The following is a 21,807-nucleotide window of genomic DNA, read 5'->3' on the forward strand; positions in this document are numbered from 1 at the left end:
TGGCCGTCACCGTGGCCCGTCCGGCTGAGGGCGCGGCCCTCACCGTCACCGCCACCGTCACTGACCAAGCCGGCAACGTCTCGGCACCGGGCAGCGATAACGCCACCGTCGACACCACCGCCACCGCGGCCCCGACTGTGACCATCACGGCCGATGCCAACAACGATCAGCTGCTCAGCAGCACTGAACTGGGCGCCGCCACCACCGTGGCTGTGACCATCGGCCTGCCGGCCGGCGCGCTCGCCGGCGACACCCTGACCGTCAGCGACGGCACCACCAGCCAGGACATCGTGCTCACCGACGCGCACATCAGCGCCGGTAGCGTGGACACCAGCGTGGCCCGTCCGGCCGAGGGCGCCACCCTCACCGTCACCGCCACCGTCACTGACCAGGCCGGCAACGTCTCGGCCCCGGGCAGCGACAACGCCACCGTCGACACCACCGGTCCAACCGTTGTCATCAGCACCACAGACAGCAACCTGTCAATCGGGGAAGCCACAACGCTGACCTTTACATTCAGCGAGTCGGTCAGTGGCTTTACCGCAAGCGACATCGTTTCAACGGGCGGTACGATCAGCAATCTGGTGCAATCGGCAAGTAACCCAGCGGTCTGGACAGCTACCTTCACTTCAACGGGTGGTGGCTCACCGAACGTCAGCCTACCTGCAGGTAGCTATACCGATCTGGCTGGCAACGCAGGCAGCGCGGGTAGTTTGAGCCTCAACAGCGATCCAATCGCTACCAATGACAGCTACCTGGTTTCCGGGCTGGTTGGCCAGTACTTTGGCTATAGCGAAGGGGTTAACGGTGCCAATCTGACCAACCTCAATCAGGTAGAAACCTTTATCAATGGCCGGGATCCCACGGCAACCTTCACCGCCACAAGCTTGAACTATGGCCCTATTGGTAATGGCGGTTTGGGCAATGGCACGAACCTACAGACCTTCCTGGGTGGTGATGCCTCAAGCCTTTCGAGCGACCCAGCAAATACCTCTGATGCCATTCTCAAGCTTAGCGGGTTGATTAATCTGGCCGCTGGTAACTACCAATTCCGCGTAACAGCGGATGACGGCTTCAGTATCCGCATCAATGGCCAAACAGTTGCAGAGTACAACGGTAACCAGGGGCCAACAGCACGTGAATCCGTGGTATTCACGGTGCCAGAAGGCGGCGCTCAGCAGTTCGAAATTGTCTATTGGGATCAGGATGGCAATGCTCAGCTGACCGTTGAACTGCGCCCCCAAGGCGGTAGCTACAGCGTCGTGGGTGGCAGCTCGTTACAGCATGAGAACCCAGCGCTGGTAACCAACGAAGATCAATCGCTAACAATCAGCCCTGCAGTTCTGCTAGGCAATGACAGTGATCCCGATGGCAACCCGATCAGTATTGTCAGTGTGCAAGATGCGACCCATGGCACTGTCACATTGGTTGACGGTAACGCCGTGTTCGTCCCTGAGGCCAACTACAACGGCGTGGCAACCTTTACCTATACCGTTAGCGATGGTCTCGGCGGTTTTGCTACTGCAACGGTGACGCTCAATATTAAGCCCATCAACGATGCGCCCGTTGCCAACAACGATCTGGCCAGCACACCGGAAGACACGCCGCTCATTCTCAACGTGCTGGGCAATGACAGCGATGTCGATGGCGACCTGTTGACGATTACCTCGGCCACGGCCAGTAACGGCAGCGTGATCATCAATGCCGACAACACCCTGACATTTACTCCGGCAACCAACTTCAGCGGTACGGCGCAAATCAACTACAGCATCAGCGATGGCAAGGGTGGCAGCAGCAGCGCACAAGCCATCGTCACTGTCACACCTGTGGCTGATGCGCCATTGCTATCGCCAGTGGCCGATATTTTCTACCTGGGCGCCGGTAGCACGGTTATTTCGACAGGCAATACTGATACGCCCGTGACCAGTGCCGCTGCCAACGTCGGCAGCGGCGTCAGCCAGGCCAACCTGGAAGCTGAAGTGGGCCTTGACGCGGGTTTCCTGGACAACCGTTTCAACCCTACAGGAACCGCAGTCACGCATAACGGCAACGTCAATGTAGTCGACGGCAAGGTCACCCACAGCGAACAGCTGATGAGCGCCGGCTCACGCATCACCTGGAACTATGCCTTCTCCAATGGCGAGAACTTATCCAACGAAGTCAGTGGTGGCTTCAATGATCTGGTGGTACTGGTGGTGACCCGACCTTCGGGCGTCCGTGAAACCTTCCTGGTCGACTCCTCGGAAAGCAAGCTCCCGGCCTTTACCAGTAACGGCAGCTTCTCTTACAACGCCACAGAGAGCGGTAACTACAGTTTCAGCTGGCTGGTACTCAATGGTGGTGATGACCGCAAAGACTCTTCGCTGAGCCTCTCTACCGCCAGCTTCACCCGTGCCGGTGACAGCACCAGCTACGGCGCCATGGTCAAGCTGCCAATCAGCGCCAGACTGGCGGATAACGACGGCTCGGAAAGCATGACACTGCGGCTTTCCGGCATTCCCAGCGGGGCCACGCTGAGCGCAGGTAGCAACAATGGTGATGGTAGCTGGACACTGTCCAGCGCTGACCTGAATAACCTGTACCTGTTTACGCCCAGCGGTTTCACCGGCACGCTGAATCTTACGATCACTGCGACCAGCAGCGAAGCCAACGGCAGTTCGGCCAGTGTTGCGGATACTTTCTCGGTAACCATCGCCGCCACTACCAATACCGTTACCACGGCAAGCGCAGCGGCAGAAACCCTCAGCGGCACAACAGGCAACGATCTGATTCGCGGCTATGCCGGCAACGACACAATCAACGGCGGCGATGGCCATGACCTGATTTACGGAGGTGCCGGCGACGATACGCTCAACGGTGGCGCAGGCAATGATCAGCTGTTTGGTGGTGTGGGTGCCGATACCCTGCGTGGTGATGCAGGTAACGACTTCCTAGACGGTGGCGCAGGCAACGACATCCTCAATGGCGGGGAAGGCGACGACATCCTGCGTGGCGGCTTGGGTAATGACCAACTGACTGGCGGGACAGGTGCTGATCTGTTCCTCTGGCAGCGTGGCGACCTGGGCAGTGACATCATCCGCGACTTCAACGCCGCCGAGGGTGACCGCATCGACCTGCGTGATCTGCTGCAGGGTGAAAACGATGGCAATATCCTCAACTACCTGACGGTGAACACCAGCACCTCGACCTTGCTGATCAGTACCAGCGGTGTGCTGAATGCTACCGGCAGCAATGCCGATGTCAGTATCCGTCTGGAAAATGGCGGTGCGCCGCTTAATCTGTCGCAATACGGTAATTCGCCGAGCGAGATCATCAACTCGCTGATTGCCGGTGCCGACCCGCTGATCAAGATTGATCATAGCTAAGGCCCATCACGTCCCCCAGCGCATGCGCCGGGGGACGTTGGACTGACGAGGAGTTCAGGGATGTTCTATGTGCAACGTGATGCGCAGGGTTTGCTACTGCGGGTAGAGACCCAGGCGTTCGACGGCATGAGCGGTGAAATGGCCGCAGACAGTCAGGAGGCACAGGACTGGTTTGCCAACCGCCAGCTGGAAAGCAGCCTGCAACAACTGCAACAGAGCGACCTGGACATGATCCGGGTACTTGATGACCTGATCAATGTACTGATCAGCAAGGGCGTTTTGCGCATTACCGACCTACCGGAGGCAGCACAGGCCAAGCTGGTCGGCCGTAGCAAGGCGCGTGACTCGCTCGGCGGTCTACATCGTTTGATCAACGAAGACGAGGGCGGCCTGATCTAATCAGCAGCCGCTGTGTTGTAGCGTCACTGCGACGCAGGCGGCAATCTGCCCAACCCCGGCGTTGCCTACTTTGCATAGCCTGCCAGGCTACGCCGCCGCCCTTTACCAAGCGTGAGGCTCACCCAGGTAGCGCCCTTGGCCTCCGGCAAAGCCCATCTCCTGCAACACGGCCCATTCCCCGGCACTCTCTACCCGCTCGGCCAGCAAAGGCAGGTCAATGCTGTTGGCGGCACGCTGCAAGGCCTCGATAAACAGCCGTTTGTCGCCTTCCTGATCGATCTGCCGGATATAGCTGCCATCCACCTTGAGATACACCAAGCCAAGGCGCGCCAGGTTGCCGATCATGCTGAAGCGCCCGCCAAAATGCTGCAAGCCCAAGCCATAGCCGAGGCTACGTAAGCGTTGGGTCAGCGCCTCCAGGGTGGCAGCATCCGGCAATTGGTCCTCATCCAGTTCCAGGGTCAACAAGTGCGCCTGCGCGGTATATGCCTGCAAACGCTGGTAGAGCGCCTGCAAGGCCTGAGCGTCGCGCAAAGTGCTGCCTGACAAGCTCAGTGCCACCGGTTCTGCCTGCTCCGCCAGGCGCGGCAGCAATTGCTCCAACATGGCCATGTCCAACCGGCTGGCCCAGCCAAAACGCTCCAGCCAGGGCAGGAACTGCCCGGCAGCAATGGCCTGTCCCTGCTCATCCAGCAGTCGGGCAAGCACCTTATGATGCAATACCTGGCCACTGGGCTGGGTGCGGTATACCGCCTGCACGTAGAGCTGCAGGCGCCCCTGTTGCAGCGCCTGGTCGAGCAACTGGTGCCAGCGTTGCCGCTCATCCACCGGGGGCTGAGCGCCCTGTTCGGCGCATGCCCAGCAGCAATCACTTTGCGTCAACGCCTGTGAGACGGCCTGATCCAGCGCCTGGTAGAGCGCCGCAGGCTGGGCGTCGGCGCTAAACGCGGTCATGCCGATATGCGCCAATGGCTGACAATCACTGGCTGCGGTCAGGCGCAGCTGCTCGAAAGCCTGAGCCAGGCTCTGCGCCAGCTCTTCGGCATCCTGCCGATCCAGGCCGCTGCCCAGCACGATGAACTCTCCCCCGCGGTTGCGCGCCAGCAGGAAACGCTCCTGACAAACCTGTTGTAGCTGCCCCGCAACGGCTTTAAGCAATTGATCGACACGCTCGCCGCCCAAACGCAGGTTGAGTCCGGCCAGGTCAGCCAGCTGTATCAGTAGCAGATAGCCCTGCCCGGCCTGTTCGTCCTGGCCAAGACGCGCCTGCAACTGCATATCGAAATAGCGCCGATTGGCCAGGCCGGTCAGGTTGTCCTGATAGGCTTCGGCACGCAGCTTCTCGGTGCGTGCCGCCTCTTCGGCAAACAGTGCCTTGAGCTTTTCCACCATCTGATTCATGGCCCTGACCACCCGGGCAAACTCAGGCGTGCGCGGCAATTCGGCCACGCTGAGAAACTCGCGCCGGGCAATTGCATTGGATTGCTCGACCATATAGTCCAGCGGGCGCAGTTGCCGCTTGAGCAGCAGCACACCGAGTGCCAGGCACAGTGCGCCACTCAGCGCCAACCACAGCAGGTTGCCCAGTGCCGCCTGCCAGAGCTTGCCGATGGCAAACAGCGGGTGGCTGATCACCTCGACACGCGCCGCCTGGCGCCAGCCATCACTGACAATGGCATCGCCCTGCGCCGGCTCCAGAGCTATCAGCCTGACAAACCAGGCCGGCACCTCGGAAACCACCGGCATACCCGTGCGCTCGACCAGAACCTGCTCGCCGTCGCCGGCATACACACGGATGCGCTCGAAATAGCCACTGTCGAAGATCGAACTGACCATCAGTTCCATCATCGCCGGATCGTCGACATGCGCACTGAGCGACAGGCCCAGCGCAGTCGCTGCATCCTGCGCATGTGCACGCAGCTGGTTGACCTGCTGTTCGCGGGAGCCTTCAACCCCCAGCAGGAAACTGCCGGTAAAGTTGACCAGCAACAGCAGGCAGATCGCGACGAACAGCTGCTTGAACAATGACATTGCCTACTCCTTCGGCCGTACTCAGGGAAACCCTTCGGCCTGCATCTTCTTCAATAGATCTTGCCAGCGCGACAGGCGCTTGCTGTCGCCCACCTGCTTGCCACCCTGCGGCCCGGGCACCCACAGACCTTCGGCATTGAAGGCGTATACCGGCTTGAGGTCGTTGCGTTGCCCGGCCGGGCGGATGGCATCGATCAGGTTGTCCAGCACCAGCGGTTCAGCACCGGGGCTGGGGTAATAGGTCAGCACCATATGTGCCTGATTCAGACGCAACGCCTTGACATAGGTAATGCGCAGCTTGTGGCTGGGGACACCGAGCTGACGCAGGCTGAAGTACTTGGCGATGGCATAGTCTTCGCAGTCTGCCGCGCCGCGTTGCAGCGCTTGCACAGGCGTAGCCCAGTAGTCTGTCGCCGCCCAGATTTGTCGATCATCGGCAAAGCGCAGGCGTTGATTGAAAAAGCGATTGACTGCTTCCAGCTGCTGTCGCTCAGCCTGATCAACCTGACTTTGCAACAGGCGCTGCCAGTCCTGCAGGCGCTGCTGCCCTGCGGGCGAGTGGCCATAGAGCTGTTCGGCGCGCGCCATGATCCGGGCAAAATCCCAACCCGCCTGCAGGCTACCGGCCACGGCCAGCAGCACGACCAGCAGACAGGCGAACCACCTGTGCCGGTGCGGCATGCGGAAAAACCGGGCAGGCGGCATGGCTGGGCAGAGACTCCTGACAATAGGCCGAGCATGGTGCGCGGCAGGCACGAAAAAAACAATCGCCACAGGCCACGCCCCGTGACGGAATGCAGGCTAAAGGCTAGCATGCGCACACTGACCCGCCGAGCAGAGCCCGCAATGCCTCGTTTACCGCGTTCCAGCAGCCAGTTGCCGCTGATCCTGCTTCTGCTGCTGATGCTTGGCAGCGCCTTCTTCGCCACCAGCATGGTCAGCTACCAAAGTGCCATTCGCTCGCTGCGCGACGCCATCGTCAATACCGAACTGCCACTCACCTCCGACAATATCTACTCGGAAATCCAGAAAGACCTGGTGCGCCCGGTGCTGATTGCTTCGATGATGGCGCGCGATACCTTTGTCCGTGACTGGATACTGGCTGGCGAGCAGGACCCGCAGCAGATGACCCGCTACCTGCGTGAGGTACAGGAGCACTATGGCACCTTCACCAGCTTCCTGGTTTCCGAACGCAGCGCGACCTATTACCAGGCCAAGGGCATACTCAAGCAGGTTAACGAGGCCGAACCACGCGATACCTGGTACTACCGTGTCCGCGCCATGCGCGAACCCTACGAAATCAATGTCGATGTCGACCTGGCCAATCAGGACCACCTGACGTTCTTTATCAACTACCAGGTCTATGACTATCAGCAACAGTTCATTGGTGCCGCCGGCGTCGGCCTGGCCGTGGACTCGGTGGTCAAGCTGATCGATACCTACCAGGCCCGCTACGAACGCAGCATCTTCTTTGTCGATACCCAGGGCCGGGTAACCCTGACCGGCTCGCAAGCCGGGCCGCTCAAGGTCAAGACCGGACAACTGCTGAGCAGCATCGAAGGCCTTGAAGCGCTGCAGGACAGGCTGCCCAGACCGCAAAGCGGTAATTACCAGTACCGCGAAGCCGATCGCGGACACTTTCTCAACGTGCGCTATATCCCTGAGCTGGACTGGTACCTGTTCGTCGACAAGCATGACGGGGGAGCCATGGCGGAAATTCGCCGCTCGCTGCTGTGGAACCTGGCCATCAGCGTGCTGGCCACCCTGCTCAGCCTGACCCTGGTCGCGCTGGTCGTACGCCGCTACCAGCGGCGGATTGCCGCGCTGGCCAACACCGACCAGTTGACCGGCCTGCCCAACCGACGCGGTTTCGAATTGCTCGCCGGACAAGCCCTGCAGGATGCCCGCCGCCAGCGCCAGCCGCTCTGCGCCCTGATGCTGGACATTGATAACTTCAAGCAACTCAACGACCAGCATGGCCATCTCGCCGGCGATCAGGCTTTGCGGGCCTTTGCCGCACACCTGCGCAATCTGCCGCGGCAATCCGACATTGTCTGCCGCTGGGGAGGTGAAGAGTTCGCCATCCTGCTCAAGGACAGCTCACAAGAGGCCGCTCGCCAGCTGGCCGAGCGCCTGCGCGTCTCGATCGAGGCACTGCGCCTGCCGATCAATGGCCAGCAGTTGCAAATGACCGTGAGTATCGGCCTGAGCCAGCGCGAGGATCAGGAAAATATCGAGCAACTGCTCAACCGGGCCGATCGCGCGCTGTATCGCGCCAAGCAATCCGGGCGCAACCGTGTCTGCGAGGCCAGCCATGTCACAGGCTGAACAGCGCTGCCCGGCCTGCGGCAAAGCCAACCAGTGCGCACAGGCCGGCAAAAGTCAGCCAGTGACGGATTGCTGGTGTTTCCACCAACGGCTGAGCGAGCAGGCGCTGCAGCGCCTGCGCCAGTTCGATAGCCAGGCACGCAGTTGCCTCTGCCCTGCCTGCGCGCAAGCCTTGAACCAGGCCGACTGATGCGTCTGGATCGCTGGCTGGCCAATCAGCCCTGTTTTAATCGCGCCAAGGCCCAGCAACTGCTTGCGCAAGGGCGCATCACCGTGGACGGCCAGGTCTGTCGTGATGGCCTGCACGAAGTCGGACGCTTCCAGCAAATCGACCTCGACCAACAGCCCCTGCAGGCCGCACAGACGGCCCGCTACTACCTGCTGCACAAGCCACGCGGAGTCGTCAGCGCTACCCGGCATAGCCAGCACAAAACGGTCATCGACCTGCTGCAGGTTCCTCAGGCTGAGGAACTGCACCTCGCCGGACGCCTGGACCTGAATACCAGCGGCCTGCTGCTGATCAGCAACGACGGGCTGTGGACGCGCCGCCTGACCCTGCCGCGCAGCCGCCTGGCCAAGCACTATTGGCTGCGTACCGAACAGCCCATCGATCCCGCCTGCGTCAGCGACTTTGCCCGCGGCTTGCTCCTGGAGGGTGATCCACGGCCCACGCTACCGGCCACCCTGCACCTGCTGGACAGCCATAGTGCACGCCTGACGTTGCACGAAGGCCGCCATCATCAGATCAAACGCATGTTCGCCTGTTACCACAACCCGGTGCGCGACCTGCATCGCGAAGCCATCGGCAGCCTGCAGCTGGGCGACCTGCCCTACGCCAGCTGGCGTGAGTTGAGCAGCGAGGAAGTACAGCGCCTGAGCCGCGAAGCAGGCGCCGAGACGTATTAAAATGCAGACAAGCCTTCATTTTGCCAGGTTGTTCTGGTAAAAAGGCTGCCCCAAGCGGGTGTCGTATAATGGTAATACCCTAGCTTCCCAAGCTAGAGCCGTGGGTTCGATTCCCATCACCCGCTCCAGATGCAAAAAAACCGGCCAAAAGCCGGTTTTTTTATGCCTGTCACAGGCCGCCATGGCGGCCTGTGACAGTCGCCCTCAGCGACGGCGGCGGCGCCACCACCAGACAGCCAGTGCCAACAGGGTGATCAACACCGGCACCAGCAGGATGTTCAGCAGCTTGAGCGTACGGCCCAAGGCCTCGATATCTGCATTGAGCTGGTAACGCACCTCACGCAGCTCCTTGCGAATACGCAGTTTCTCGGCGAGGAACTGCTGCACCGCGGCTTGCTGCTCCGGGGTCATCTCCAGTGCCTTGGCCGGATCGTCTTGCTGCTGCAGGGCGGCCAGTTGCTGCTCGGTTTCCGCCAGGCGCTTCTGCAACACTTCTTCCTTCTCGCGGAAACGGGCCTCGGCTTCGCGCTGCAGGTTCTCGACGACCTCAAAGGGACGGCTGAAGCGACCACGGGAACGCACGCTGATCAGCGCGTCACTGCCGGCCAGGTTATCCAGTGCATTGATCGCCAGCCCGGCATTGTCGGCCCAGGGTTGCGGAATGCGCTGGCCAAAGAAGTCCTGCACCTGCACCCAGAGACGGTCGGTGAGCAGGTCGGTGTCGGCCACCACAATGACGTTGATGTTGTCAGCCGACTGCACGCCTGGCTCGCGCCCCTCGATACCCTGCGGATAGGCGGTCTGCGCCGGACCGCTGATGCGGGCCGCCAGGGTGTAGCGTTCCCCCGTGGGTTTGAGTTCGCGAATCAGCTCCTCGGGGTTGTTGAGCATGGCGAAACGCTGTGCCGCATAGGGCATGGCGTACTCGGAACTGCGCAGCAGCGGCTGGAATTGCGTCTTGGCATCCTCCAGTGGCTCGAGGATACCGGCGGTCGCCAGGTTGATGCGCTCCAGGCCATTGGTGACCACATCCTCCTGGTCCAGCGCACGACTCGGCAGGCTCAGCCAACCGGCATGCCGCACCGCCTGCTGGCCCATGCTGACCGACATGGCATAGGCACCGTCGCCGACCACTTCCTGGTCACGCAGGCGCAGCCCCCAGGCCTTGAACAGCGGCTCCAGGTTGGAAGCCTTGTCCTCGGGCATCTCGCCGGGCATGCCCAGGCCGGTATCGGCCTCGCTGTACGGATCGACGAAGACCAGCAGTTTGCCACCACGTAGCACGAACTGATCGATGGCATACAGCGTTTGCTCGGGCAGATCCTTGGGATGCACCAGCCAGAGCACCGACACCTGTTCGGGGATCTGATCGATGCCAGCCTTCAGGCTTTCGATCTCGAACAGCTGGCGAACTTCCTCCATGACCATCCACGGCGGGGTCGGCTGGCGGGCCATCATGTCGAAGCCACCGTGCAACTGCAGGGCGGACAGCACGCCGATCACCGGACGCTGCGGCTTGGCCAGCCCCTGCACCAAACGACTGATCTCGTACTCGAGGAACTCTTCCTGGTCCAGCGGGAAGAACGGGATGACCTGCTGTGCGTTATCTGCCTGCCCACGGGTGCCGGCCAGACCGAAATACAGCTGCCCGCCACTCTGATCCAGCGGCACCGCCTGCAGGCCAAAGCTCGCCGCGCGGTCCTCGTCCTCGGAGAAGGGTTGCGGATCGATCAATTCCACACGCAGCTTGCCGTTACTGGCACGCTGGTAGGCCATCAGCATCTCCTCCACGCGACGTGCGTAATTGCGCAGTGCGGTAAGGTCCTTGGCGGCGCTGTCGGAGTAGAAGAAATGCAGGGTGACCGGCTCATCAAGGCTCTCCAGGATGCGCTGGGTACCGCTGGAGATGGTGTAGAGCTTCTGCTCGGTCAGGTCCAGCCGGGCATTCTGCAAGGTCAGCCCGGAGAGCATGTTGAAGCCCAGGAAAGCCAGGGCAATGACCAGCAAGCCGGCACTGGAATACATCAGTTTCTTCATGTCAGTCAGCCTTCTTCAGGTCAACCACCAGCGCCGTGGCAGCCAGCCAGGCGACGATGAAGCTGAGGAAATACAGGAGATCACGCAGGTCGATGACACCCTTGCTGATCGCCTCGAAGCGAATCAGGAAGGACAGCGAAGCCACCGCGTCGATCAGCCATTGCGGCGCCCAGCCACTGAAGGCATCCAGCAGCATGGGGAAGCCACTGACGATGAACAGGAAACAGGCAGCGACCGCAAGGATGAAGGCGATTACCTGGTTCTTGGCCAACGCCGACATGCACGAACCCACCGCCAGGTAGGCCCCGGCCAGCAACCAGCTGCCCAGGTAACCGGTGATGATCGCGCCATTGTCCGGCTCGCCCAGGTAGTTGACGGTAATGATCATCGGGAAGGTCAGCAGCAGCGCCAGGCCAGCAAAGCTCCAGGCGGCGAGGAACTTACCGGCAACCGCCTCGAAACGTGTCACCGGCAGGGTCATCAAGAGTTCGATGGAACCCGACTTGCGTTCCTCGGCCCACAGGCGCATGGCAATCGCCGGCACCAGAAACAGGTAGAGCCAGGGATGAAAATTGAAGAACGGCGCCAGGCTGGCCTGGTTGCTCTCGAAAAAGCCGCCCAGGTAGAAGGTGAACACCCCGGACAATACGAGAAAAATCAGGATGAACACGTAGGCCAGCGGCGTGCTGAAGTAGCTGGCCAGTTCGCGTTTGAAGATTACCGGTAACTGCTTCATGCGGCTTCTCCACGGGTCAGGCTACGGAACACTTCATCCAGTCGGCCCCGCTCCACTTCAATTTCGCGCACCGCCCAGCCACGCTGGTGAATGAGCTGGTTGACCTGGGGAAAGATCACCTGCCCGGCGCTGGCCAGCACGGTCAGGCTGCCGTCACGCTCGTTGCGCTCTACACCAGCCACTCCGGGCAACGCGGCCAGTGCGCTGCTGTCCACGGCCGCATCAGCCAGCAGGGTCACGGCCTGGTGGTAGCGCGAACGGCTCTCCAGTTCCAGCGGCGTACCGTCGGCGAGCAGCCGCCCGCCAGCGATGATCACCGCACGGGTGCACAGGGCCGACACCTCTTCGAGGATATGCGTGGAGATGATGACGATCTTGTCCTTGGCCAGGCCCTGGATCAGTTGCCGCACCTGGTGTTTCTGGTTGGGGTCCAGACCGTCGGTGGGCTCATCGAGAATCAGCACCCGCGGGTCGTGGAGGATGGCCTGGGCCAGCCCGACACGCCGTTTGAAGCCCTTGGACAGGGTCTCGATGGACTGCCCGAGCACCTTGTCCAGTTCCAGCTGGGCGCTGGCCTTGGCCACGCGGCTGCGCTTCTCCGCACCACGGAAGCCACGTATCTCGGCAATAAATTCAAGAAAGCCCTGCACACGCATGTCGCCATAGCAGGGCGCACCTTCGGGCAGGTAGCCAATCAGTTGCTGGGCCTTGAGCCGTTGTTTCTGGATATCGAATCCATGAATGCGGGCCGTGCCCGAGGTGGGCGCCAGAAAACCACTGAGCATCTTCATGGTGGTCGATTTGCCGGCCCCGTTGGGGCCCAGGAAGCCCAGTACCTCTCCGGGAGCCACGCTGAACGACAGGTTGTCCACTGCCAGCTGCTGGGCAAAACGCTTGCTTAGATTAGTTATCTCGATCATGGCCTCTCACCATTGGGATCAGAACCCGGCAGCGACCATCACGGCAGCGACTACCGGCATGGATCGGGTCGATGAACACCCAAACCTGTGCCGCAGTGCCAGACACTGGCTGCTGCAGGGCTTCCTTTGCAACGCTGCGCGACTATAGGGGTCGCTGAACCGGCAATGCAAGACCATCGCACAGGCTAAAAAGTTGCAAAAGGCGACGCAAAATCAGGCAGTTATGCGGACAAAAGATCACTTACCCAGCACGCCTGCCTTTTGCGAGGCGTCAGCCAATACGGCACACTAGCCATCCCCGAGCCCCGGCTCGCCTGTCCGACCGAATTGCTTATGACCCGCTCACCCTTCCGTCGTCTGGCCTTTGGCGCCCTGCACCGCCTGCTGTACCTGTGGGTACGCTCGGAAACCATCAATCAATCAGCCTTTACGCTCAAACTCGACTGCAGTAAGCCGGTGTTCTATGTCCTGCAACAGCCTTCGGCCAGCGACCTCTCGGTGGTCGATAGCGAGTGCCGCAAGGCCGGCCTGCCACGCCCGGTGCTGCCGGTACAGCTGGGCAACCATCAGGAGAGCAAGGGTTTCTTCTACCTGACCCCCGAACCGGGCTGGTTTGGCGGCAGCAGCAAGCCCGGTGTAGCACCGACGCTGGTACGCGCATTGAATGCGGTTAACCAGCAACAGGTAGACGACGTGCAGATCGTCCCGGTCAGCGTGTTCTGGGGACAGTCTCCGGACAGTGAAACCAGCCCCTGGAAACTCCTGTTTGCCGACAGCTGGGCAGTTACCGGACGCCTGCGGCGGCTGTTCACTATTCTCATTCTAGGTCGCAAGACCCGTGTGCAGTTCTCCGCACCGCTCAAGCTGCGGCAGATCATCGACGAAGGCAAAGGCCCGGAGCGCACCCCGCGCATGGTCTATCGCCTGCTACGCGTGCACTTCCGCCAGCAGAAAGCGGCGGTGATCGGCCCGGACCTTTCGCACCGCCGCAACCTGGTCAAGGGGCTGATTCACGGTCCGCTGGTACGCCAGGCCATCGAGGCACAGGTGGCCAGCGAAGGCATCAGCGTGGAAAAAGCCGAAGCACAGGCCCTCAAATACGGTAACGAGATCGCCTCGGACTACGCCTATACGGCCATCCGCTTTCTGGAGCTGGTGCTGTCGTGGTTCTGGAACAAGCTGTACGAAGGGATCAAGGTCAACCACCTGCAACAGGTGCAGGAAATCGCCCATGGCAACGAGATCATCTATGTGCCCTGCCACCGCAGTCACATCGATTACCTGCTGCTGTCCTACCTGTTGTTCACCAACGGCCTGACACCTCCCCACATCGCCGCCGGCATCAACCTCAACATGCCTGTGGTCGGCGGCCTGCTGCGCCGTGGCGGGGCCTTCTTCATGCGTCGCACCTTCAAGGGCAACCCGCTGTACACCGCGGTGTTCAACGAGTACCTGCACACCCTGTTCTGCAAGGGTTTCCCGGTGGAGTATTTCGTCGAAGGCGGACGCTCGCGTACCGGGCGCATGCTGCAGCCCAAGACGGGCATGCTGGCCATCACCCTGCGCAGCTTCCTGCGTTCGTCGCGCCTGCCGGTGGTATTCGTACCGGTCTACATCGGCTATGAGCGGGTGCTGGAAGGCCGTACCTACCTGGGCGAACTGCGTGGCGCGAGCAAGAAGAAGGAATCGGTGTTTGACATCATTCGCGTGCTCAACGCCATCCGTAAACAGCGTTTTGGTTCGGTCGCCGTCAACTTCGGCGAGCCCATCCATCTGGCCGCCTTCCTCGACCAGCAGCAGCCTGGCTGGCGCAGCGCCGACCATGGCGCGCAATTCCGCCCGGCCTGGCTCAACGACACCACGCACCGACTGGGCCAACGCATTGCACGGCATCTGAACGATGCGACGGCCGTCAATCCGGTCAACCTGGTCGCCCTGGCCCTGCTTTCTACCAGCAAGCTGGCGTTGGACGAAAAAGCCCTGGCACGCACCCTGGATCTCTATCTCAACCTGCTGCGCCAGGCGCCCTATTCGCCCTATGCCACCCTCCCGGAAGGCGATGGCCTGGCCCTGATCGAATACGTACAAAGCATGGAACTGCTCGCCGAACAGCGCGATGCGCTTGGCCGCATTCTTTATCTGGATGAGCAGAATGCGGTGCTGATGACCTATTACCGCAACAATGTGCTGCATGTGTTTGCCCTGCCCGCGCTGCTTGCCAGCTTCTTCCAGAGCAGCGCCCGCATGAGCCGCGAGCAGATCCTGCGCTTCACCCGGGCCCTTTACCCCTACCTGCAGGCCGAGCTGTTCATCCGCTGGGAACTGGAGGAACTGGACGAAGTCATTGATCAGTGGCTGACTGCACTGGTCGATCAGGGCCTGCTCAAGGTCGATGGCGAGATGTATAGCCGGCCAGCACCCAGCTCCCGTGAGTTCGTCCTGCTGACCTTGCTGGCACGCGCCATCGTGCAGACCCTGCAACGCTTCTACATGGCCATTGCCCTGCTGCTCAACAACGGACAGAACAGCTTGAGCGCCGAACGCCTGGAACAGCTGTGTACGGTGATGGCCCAGCGCCTGTCGATTCTCCACGGACTGAATGCCCCCGAGTTCTTCGACAAGAGCCTGTTCCGCCACTTTATCCAGAGCCTGCTCGACCACCGGGTATTGCGCCAGAGTGCGGAAGGCACCCTCAGTTACCATCCACAACTGGGCGAACTGGTGGAGGGCGCCGCCAAGCGCGTGTTGCCTGCGGAAATCCGTCTGTCGATTCGCCAGGTTGCCCAGCATAGTCATGACGAGCAAAGCGACGAAACACCTGCTTGACTCAGCGGAGCAGGCATACACCTGCTCCCCCTACCCTTGTGGAGAAGCGCCATGCCACGCCTGATCAGTCTGTTGTTGTGCCTGCTGCTAAGCAGCCCGAGCTTTGCCCTGTCGCTGGCCGAGCTGTCCCAGGGAGACGCCGCCAGCGGGCTGAAACAGGCCCTCAACCAAGGCGCCAAAGCCGCAGTCGCCCAACTGGGACGCCCCGGTGGCTTCAGCAGCGACCCGCAGGTACGTATCGGCCTGCCCGGCAAGCTGGGCAAGGCGGCACGTACCATGAAGCTGATGGGGATGGGCGCCCAGGTCGAACAACTGGAAGCCAGCATGAACCAGGCCGCTGAAGCAGCCGTTCCCCAAGCCCAGGCACTGCTCCTGCAAGCCGTGCAAAACATGACCCTGCAAGATGCCAAGGCCATTCTTGCCGGCCCGCAAGACTCAGCCACCCGTTACCTGGATAAAAGCAGCCGCGAACAACTGCGCAGCCGCTTTCTGCCTATCGTGCGCCAGGCTACCCAGCAAGTTGGTCTGGCCCAGCAGTACAATGCCTTTGCCGGGCAGGCCGCCAGCTTTGGGGTCATCGATGCACAAAGTGCGCAGATCGAGAACTACGTGACCGAGCAGGCACTCAACGGCCTGTTCAAGATCATTGCCGAGCAGGAAGCCGGCATTCGCCGCAATCCAGCCCAGGCAGCCGGCAGCCTGGCCCGCAAGGTCTTTGGTCTGCAATAAGCCGATGCTGCTGGTCGACAGCCACTGTCATCTGGACTTCCCCGTCTTCGATGCGGATCGCCAGACGCTGCTCGAGCAAGCCCGCCAACAGGGCGTGACCCGCGTGGTTGTGGCCGCCGTGAAAGCGGCAGGCTGGCCGCGCCTCTGGGAGCTGGTCGAGCAGCACAGCATGCTTTACGGCAGCCTGGGGCTGCATCCGTGCTTTCTTGCCGAGCATGATGCCCGGCATCTTGGCGAGCTGCAGCAGTGGCTGGAGCGCCTGCGGGGACACCCGCGCCTATGTGCGCTCGGCGAAATCGGCCTCGACTATGCGCAGGCAGACAGCCCACGCGATGCCCAACAAGCCTTGCTGCTGGCCCAGTTGCAGCTGGCCAAAGCCTTCAACCTGCCGGTACTGCTACATGTACGACGCGCTCATGCCGACTGTATCGCCCTGCTCAAACAGCTACGCCTGCCACGCGCAGGCATAGTGCATGCCTTTTCCGGCAGCTACGAAGAAGCCCGCGAATACCTGCGCATGGGCTTTAAACTGGGCCTTGGCGGCGCCGCTACCTGGTCGGCAGCAAGCCGCCTGCAGCGGGTGTTGGGACGCCTGCCGTTGCACGGCGTGGTACTGGAAACCGACGCACCGGATATGGCGCCAGCCATGTTCGCCGGGCAACGCAACAGCCCTACGCACCTGCCAGCCATCTGCACGGCACTGGCAACACACCTGCACTGCAGCCCGGCGCAACTGGCCTGGCACAGCAGCCGCAACTGCGCCGAGCTTTTTGCCTGGCCAGACCTGGCACTCGCCCCTTAACGCACGAAGCGGCCCGCAGGCCGCCTCGTCGAACCATGGTCCTGCTCTCAGACCTTGAATGTGGCAATCAGCTGCTTGAGCTGGCCTACCAGGCTACTCAGCTCGCGGCTGGCACGCGCGGTCTGGCTGGCACCTTCGGCCGTGCGTTCTCCCGCTTGGTTGATTTCGACAATGTTCTGGTCGATATCATGGGCCACAGCTGTCTGCTGCTCGGCCGCCGCAGCGATCTGCTGGTTCTGGTCGACGATCATGCCGACTGCCGCCAAAATGTTCTCCAGCGCCAACTGAACCTTGGACGACTCACTGACCGTGCCATCGGCTTTCTGGTGACTGCTGTTCATGGCCTTCACGGCTGCGGCCACCCCTTGCTGCAGACGCGCGATCATCTGCTCGATTTCCTCGGTCGATTGCTGAGTACGCTTGGCCAGGGTGCGCACCTCATCAGCCACCACGGCAAACCCTCGTCCCTGCTCGCCGGCACGCGCAGCTTCAATAGCCGCGTTGAGAGCCAGCAGGTTGGTTTGCTCGGCAATCCCCTTGATAACCTCAAGCACCCGACTGATCGAGGCGCTGTCACTGGCCAGTTGGTCGATCACGGTCACCGACTGGTCAATCTCCGCGGCCAGGCGCTCAATGCTGCCAACCTGCGCTTCGACCAGCGCACGGCCACTCACCGTTTCCTCATTGACGCTCTGCGCACTGCCCACCGCCGCCGCCGCGCTGCGGGCTACTTCCTGGGCAGTAGCAGACATTTCGTTCATGGCCGTGGCCACCTGCTCGATCTGCCCACGCTGCCCGGCCACCGCCTGGTTGCTCTGGTCGGAAACCTGCTCGACCTGCACAGCCTGGTGCTCAACCTTGGATACGGTATCGCCTACTTCACGGATCAACTGGTGGATCTTGCCTACTGCATCATTGACCGCCTGTCCCAGCTCGCCCAGCTCGTCCTGGCTCTGCACACGGAACGTGACCGTCATATCACCATCGGCCATGCGCCCCATGACCTGGCCAAGCGCTTTCAGCGAACTGCGTGTCGACACATAGAAGCCGCCATACAGGTAGACAATGGCCAGGAAGACCAAAACCAGGGCAATCACCAGCAAGATCATCTGGCCACGTTTCTCGCCCAGACGCTGTTGCAGATCGCGCTCGATCACAGCCAGGGCGGCATCATCCAGCTGATAGGTTTTCTCCATCAGCGAGCCCATTTGCTGGTAGAAATCCAGCCAGGGGGTATTCATCTCCTCGGCCATGATGACCTGGTCTTCCAGTAGCAGCATGGCTTCCTTGAGCGAAGCCTGACTGGCTTCCGCCTGCCCCCCCAGCTCACTGCGTACAGCCGGACTCGCCAACGCCTCACTGATGCGCGTGCCGTAGTCACCATGCAGGCGTTCCAAAGTCAGCAACAGGTCGTCCAGCCGGGTACTGGCCGCCGAGTTGAGGAAACCCTGGCCAATCGAATAAGCGCCCGTGGCGCGCCCCACACCCAGTGCCGCGGTCACTTGCGGCGTACCGCCGGTAATCAGCTCAGCCAACTGCCGCACATCACGCTCGGCGTCCTGACTAAGCCCTCCCAGAGCGGCGATGAAGCGCGCAAAGATCTGCGTGCTACCGACCAACTGCTCAGCCATTTGTACTTTGCTTTGCAGTGACGACTGCTCACTCAGCGCACGCAAGGCAGCCAACAGTTCGTCGCGCTTGCTATTGAACTCTTCCAGCACCGCTGCATCGCGCGTTTTTGGGCTCATGGCCTGTAGATCAGCCTGCAGCTGTTTCTCCATGGCCTGGATACGCGAGTCCAGATCGCCGGCATTGCCCGACTGGCCAATCATCATGTTGATCAGCGTAAAGTCATTGAGGGCCTCGACGTCACGCCGCAGCTTCAGACTGCTACCGAGCAGGTCCAGACTCTGCAGCTCGGTCTCGGTCGCCACTACCTGGCGGTAGGAATCGCTAACCAGGTAATAGTTGGTGATCAGCATGGGCAGAAAGAAGAGCACACTGATCAGGCTGAACTTCATGCCGAAGCTCAGGCGATTCATCAACGCGATGGCCGGATACAACACGGTCTTCACTGGACTTCTCCCGTCGTTTTTTTATTTTATGCGGCATGGGCTTTGTAGCAGACCAAGCATCTCACGCCCCCAGGCCGCCGCACAGGGCAGCTCGGCGGATCAACCAACGCGATAGCAAGACATGCAGGGCAATGATGGCACCCTGACGCCACACGGTGACAGCACCTGTGTACCTGATATCGGCCTATCTTTCTGTAACTTAAGGTAAATCATGCACGAACCGATACGCCTGGGCATCGACCTGGGGGGCAGCAAGACCGAAATCATCGCCCTGCATGGATCACAGGAGCTGCTACGCCGCCGGCAAGCCACACCGCGCGGCGACTACCCAGCCACACTGGATACTATAGCCGGTATGATTGAGGCTGCCGAAAGACAGCTTGGCCCGTGCAGCAGCCTGGGCGTCGGCATACCCGGCACGCGTTCTCCCGATCACGGCCTGATCAAGAACGCCAACTCCACCTGGCTGATCGGTCAAGACTTGCAAGGTGACCTGCAGAGACGCCTGCAACGCCCGGTACGACTGGCTAATGATGCCGACTGCTTTGCCTTGTCCGAAGCCACTGATGGCGCTGCTGGCGGCGCCCCTTCGGTCTTCGGGGCTATTCTCGGCACCGGTGTGGGTGGTGGTATCGTCATCAACGGACAGCTGCTTGCCGGTCCCAATGGCATTGCCGGCGAGTGGGGACACAATCCCCTGCCGGCCCGCGGGACTGAGGATGGCCCAAGCATGGCGTGCTACTGTGGCCGCCAGGACTGCATCGAGACCTTTCTCAGCGGTCCTGGCTGGGCCGCACGTAGCCAGCTGCAACTGGATGCCGAGCAGTTGGTTATCGCCGCCCGCAACGGGCAACCCAAGGCACAGGCAGCCTTGCAGCGCTATATCGAACAATTGGCCCGTAGCCTGGCCAGCGTGATTAATCTGCTCGACCCGCACGTGATCGTACTGGGTGGCGGCCTGTCAAATATCGACGAACTCTACCCAGGCGTCGTACGGCACTGGCAGAAGCACGTATTTTCCGACCGCGTCAACACGCGCCTGGTACGCGCCCGGCATGGCGATTCCAGCGGCGTACGCGGTGCCGCCTGGCTGGGAGCACAAACTGACGTCTAGTTTGCCGCGTGACTCACACCGACCGCCAGGCCAGCGCCGTGACAAGCCGAAACACAAGCCTGGCGAGGAGATTGGCGGGCGGCCTCAGCCCAACAGGTCACTCGCTCAGATCAACAGAATCCACAGGGCCAGTGCGGCATACCAAACCACAGCGGTACGCAACAGCAGATGCCACAAGGCATCCAGCGTGCGCAATCCGGCCTCACCAGAAGCCTGTGCAGGCACTTCCGCCGCGGTTCGTCCGGCTTCGGCGACCAAGCGCTGCCCCTCGATATCCCAATTGAGCAGCTCGGCCAGGTAACCGCGACTCACGGCAACGAAGTTGCCTACCAGGGCAAAGCTGCTGATCAGCAAGCGTACCGGCAACCAGTCCAGAGCGTGCCGCCATTGCCCAGCCCGCTCGCGCAACACCGGGCTAGCTGCCTGCTGCTCCGTCAGCGCCAGCAAGCGATAGGCCAGGGCAACCAGCGGTCCCAACAGCGCATACCAGAAAATCACCACGAAGAAGCCCTGGCAAGACTGCCACAACAGATGCCCCTGCACGCGGGCCAGCAACTCATCACCCTGCTCGGCAGTCACGCCCATGTCACGCTCTGCGGCATGCAGTGCACCCTGCTGGTCGCCGCGGCGCCAGGCATCACGAAATGGCCCCTGCTGCGCCAGTAGATCACCACGCCCGAGACTGTAGAGCATCACCAGCAGATGCACCGGGAAAGCCAGCCAGCCATAAGCGACCGACTCCAGCCCCCAGAGCAACAGCCCCAGCAGGAAGAGTGGCAACAAAATCAAGCACAACAATTGCCAACCCGTATGATTGGCCGCAGGCTCTTCACCTTCTACACGCTGCAACCAGGCTTGCCACCAGCCATCCTGCTGCAGGCGCAAGCGCCAGGCAGAAAACTTCTCGATCCAGACCAGCAGCAGCAACACCAGAAAACTCATATACGCTCTCCCTGTCAGACCAGGCTGGCGCGATAGCGCTGCCAGTCAAAGTATGGGCCGGGATCTGTCTTGCGTCCCGGCGCAATGTCACTATGGCCGACGATACGCTCCAGACTAATCGCCGGGTAGTGCTGGCGAAGCAGACGAGTCAGGCTCGTTAGCTGATTGTATTGCGCCTCGCTGAAAGGCAGATCATCAGTACCCTCCAGCTCAATACCCAACGAGAAGTCGTTGCACCCCTCACGCCCGGCAAAGCAGGAAACGCCTGCGTGCCAGGCACGCTGCAGGCAGGAAACAAACTGCCACAGCCGACCGTCTCGTTCGATGAGAAAATGTGCAGAGACACGCAACCCGGCGATCCCGGCAAAATAGGGATGGGCCTGCGGATCGAGGCGATTCTGAAAAAGTGCCTGAACCTGCCCGGTAGAAAACTGACCGGGCGGCAGGCTGATGTTATGAATCACCAACAGGGAAATCTCCCCATCGGGTCGTTCGTTGAAGTTGTCCGAAGGACAATGGCTGATGCCCGTACACCAGCCGCTTTGCGGATCGAATTGCATGACGGCTCCTTGTAGCCGTCACTCTAGCAGAGCCCTG

17 protein-coding genes, 1 tRNA gene and 1 pseudogene are annotated in these 21,807 nt (G+C 61.3%); 10 read left to right on the plus strand and 9 right to left on the minus strand.

Features of this window, described 5'->3' with window-relative positions; translation table 11 throughout:
- Positions 1-3,365, plus strand: a 3,365-nt coding sequence (locus CW360_RS08635) for a cadherin-like domain-containing protein (RefSeq protein WP_157825269.1), incomplete at its 5' end; no start/stop codon positions are given.
- A 60-nt stretch (positions 3,366-3,425) separates the two neighbouring features.
- Positions 3,426-3,764, plus strand: coding sequence for a tryptophan synthase subunit beta (locus CW360_RS08640; RefSeq protein ID WP_101193415.1), 339 nt, complete (start codon positions 3,426-3,428; stop codon positions 3,762-3,764).
- 102 nt (positions 3,765-3,866) lie between these two features.
- Here CW360_RS08640 and lapD read toward each other — a convergent pair whose 3' ends face one another.
- Both lapD and lapG read right to left on the minus strand, forming a co-directional pair.
- Positions 3,867-5,795, minus strand: a complete 1,929-nt coding sequence (gene lapD / locus CW360_RS08645) for a cyclic di-GMP receptor LapD (RefSeq protein ID WP_101193416.1) — start codon at positions 5,793-5,795, stop codon at positions 3,867-3,869.
- A 21-nt stretch (positions 5,796-5,816) separates the two neighbouring features.
- Positions 5,817-6,500, minus strand: a complete 684-nt coding sequence (gene lapG / locus CW360_RS08650; RefSeq protein ID WP_245874691.1) for a cysteine protease LapG — start codon at positions 6,498-6,500, stop codon at positions 5,817-5,819.
- Positions 6,501-6,641: 141 nt separating this feature from the next.
- Here lapG and CW360_RS08655 point away from each other — a divergent pair, with 141 nt between their 5' ends.
- From CW360_RS08655 to CW360_RS08670, 4 genes are all read left to right on the plus strand, one after another.
- Positions 6,642-8,123, plus strand: a complete 1,482-nt coding sequence (locus CW360_RS08655; RefSeq protein ID WP_101193417.1) for a sensor domain-containing diguanylate cyclase — start codon at positions 6,642-6,644, stop codon at positions 8,121-8,123.
- Positions 8,110-8,313 carry a cysteine-rich CWC family protein gene (locus tag CW360_RS08660; protein WP_101193418.1) on the plus strand — a complete coding sequence of 68 codons (204 nt, stop codon included), beginning with the start codon at positions 8,110-8,112 and terminating at the stop codon, positions 8,311-8,313. The genes CW360_RS08655 and CW360_RS08660 overlap by 14 nt, the downstream gene beginning before the upstream one ends.
- Positions 8,313-9,029, plus strand: a complete 717-nt coding sequence (locus tag CW360_RS08665) for a pseudouridine synthase (RefSeq protein WP_101193419.1) — start codon at positions 8,313-8,315, stop codon at positions 9,027-9,029. Before CW360_RS08660 ends, CW360_RS08665 begins: the two co-directional genes overlap by 1 nt.
- Before the next feature lie 54 nt (positions 9,030-9,083).
- Positions 9,084-9,157: transfer RNA gene (locus CW360_RS08670), tRNA-Gly, on the plus strand.
- Positions 9,158-9,233: 76 nt separating this feature from the next.
- On the opposite strand, the gene CW360_RS08675 is transcribed toward CW360_RS08670, so the two are convergent.
- From CW360_RS08675 to CW360_RS08685, 3 genes are read right to left on the minus strand one after another with little or no spacing between them, the layout of a single operon-like run.
- On the minus strand, positions 9,234-11,066 hold the full coding sequence (locus CW360_RS08675; protein ID WP_101193420.1) for a GldG family protein: 1,833 nt from the start codon (positions 11,064-11,066) through the stop codon (positions 9,234-9,236).
- A gap of 1 nt (position 11,067) precedes the next feature.
- Complete coding sequence (locus CW360_RS08680) at positions 11,068-11,802, minus strand: ABC transporter permease subunit (protein WP_093985497.1); 735 nt, start codon at positions 11,800-11,802, stop codon at positions 11,068-11,070.
- The gene (locus tag CW360_RS08685) at positions 11,799-12,722 is read right to left on the minus strand and encodes an ABC transporter ATP-binding protein (RefSeq protein WP_101193421.1); all 924 of its coding nucleotides are present in this window, start codon (positions 12,720-12,722) and stop codon (positions 11,799-11,801) included. Before CW360_RS08685 ends, CW360_RS08680 begins: the two co-directional genes overlap by 4 nt.
- Before the next feature lie 333 nt (positions 12,723-13,055).
- Between CW360_RS08685 and plsB the strand changes: the two genes are divergently transcribed.
- From plsB to CW360_RS08700, 3 genes are read left to right on the plus strand one after another with little or no spacing between them, the layout of a single operon-like run.
- Positions 13,056-15,548, plus strand: a complete 2,493-nt coding sequence (plsB, locus tag CW360_RS08690; RefSeq protein ID WP_101193422.1) for a glycerol-3-phosphate 1-O-acyltransferase PlsB — start codon at positions 13,056-13,058, stop codon at positions 15,546-15,548.
- Positions 15,549-15,599: 51 nt separating this feature from the next.
- On the plus strand, positions 15,600-16,277 hold the full coding sequence (locus CW360_RS08695) for a DUF4197 domain-containing protein (RefSeq protein WP_093985500.1): 678 nt from the start codon (positions 15,600-15,602) through the stop codon (positions 16,275-16,277).
- A gap of 4 nt (positions 16,278-16,281) precedes the next feature.
- Positions 16,282-17,079 (plus strand): TatD family hydrolase, encoded by a 798-nt coding sequence (locus CW360_RS08700; protein WP_101193423.1) that lies wholly within the window; start codon positions 16,282-16,284, stop codon positions 17,077-17,079.
- Between the two features lie 47 nt (positions 17,080-17,126).
- Here CW360_RS08700 and CW360_RS17315 read toward each other — a convergent pair whose 3' ends face one another.
- Together CW360_RS17315 and CW360_RS17320 are read right to left on the minus strand one after the other, a co-directional pair.
- Entirely contained in the window at positions 17,127-17,840 is a 714-nt protein-coding gene (locus CW360_RS17315; RefSeq protein ID WP_371870494.1) for a methyl-accepting chemotaxis protein, read from the minus strand.
- A 144-nt stretch (positions 17,841-17,984) separates the two neighbouring features.
- A pseudogene (locus tag CW360_RS17320) lies at positions 17,985-19,121 on the minus strand (HAMP domain-containing protein); the annotation flags it as partial.
- A 244-nt stretch (positions 19,122-19,365) separates the two neighbouring features.
- Between CW360_RS17320 and CW360_RS08710 the strand changes: the two are divergent.
- A complete protein-coding gene (locus CW360_RS08710; protein WP_101193424.1) occupies positions 19,366-20,268 on the plus strand; it encodes an ROK family protein in 903 nt (300 codons plus the stop codon).
- Between the two features lie 105 nt (positions 20,269-20,373).
- Here CW360_RS08710 and ampE read toward each other — a convergent pair whose 3' ends face one another.
- Together ampE and ampD are read right to left on the minus strand one after the other, a co-directional pair.
- Entirely contained in the window at positions 20,374-21,210 is an 837-nt protein-coding gene (gene ampE, locus CW360_RS08715) for a regulatory signaling modulator protein AmpE (protein WP_093985504.1), read from the minus strand.
- A gap of 14 nt (positions 21,211-21,224) precedes the next feature.
- Positions 21,225-21,770, minus strand: a complete 546-nt coding sequence (gene ampD, locus CW360_RS08720; protein WP_101193425.1) for a 1,6-anhydro-N-acetylmuramyl-L-alanine amidase AmpD — start codon at positions 21,768-21,770, stop codon at positions 21,225-21,227.
- Positions 21,771-21,807 lie beyond the last annotated feature (37 nt).

Source organism: Pseudomonas fluvialis (genome assembly GCF_002835605.1).
Taxonomy (GTDB): Bacteria; Pseudomonadota; Gammaproteobacteria; order Pseudomonadales; family Pseudomonadaceae; genus Aquipseudomonas; species Aquipseudomonas fluvialis.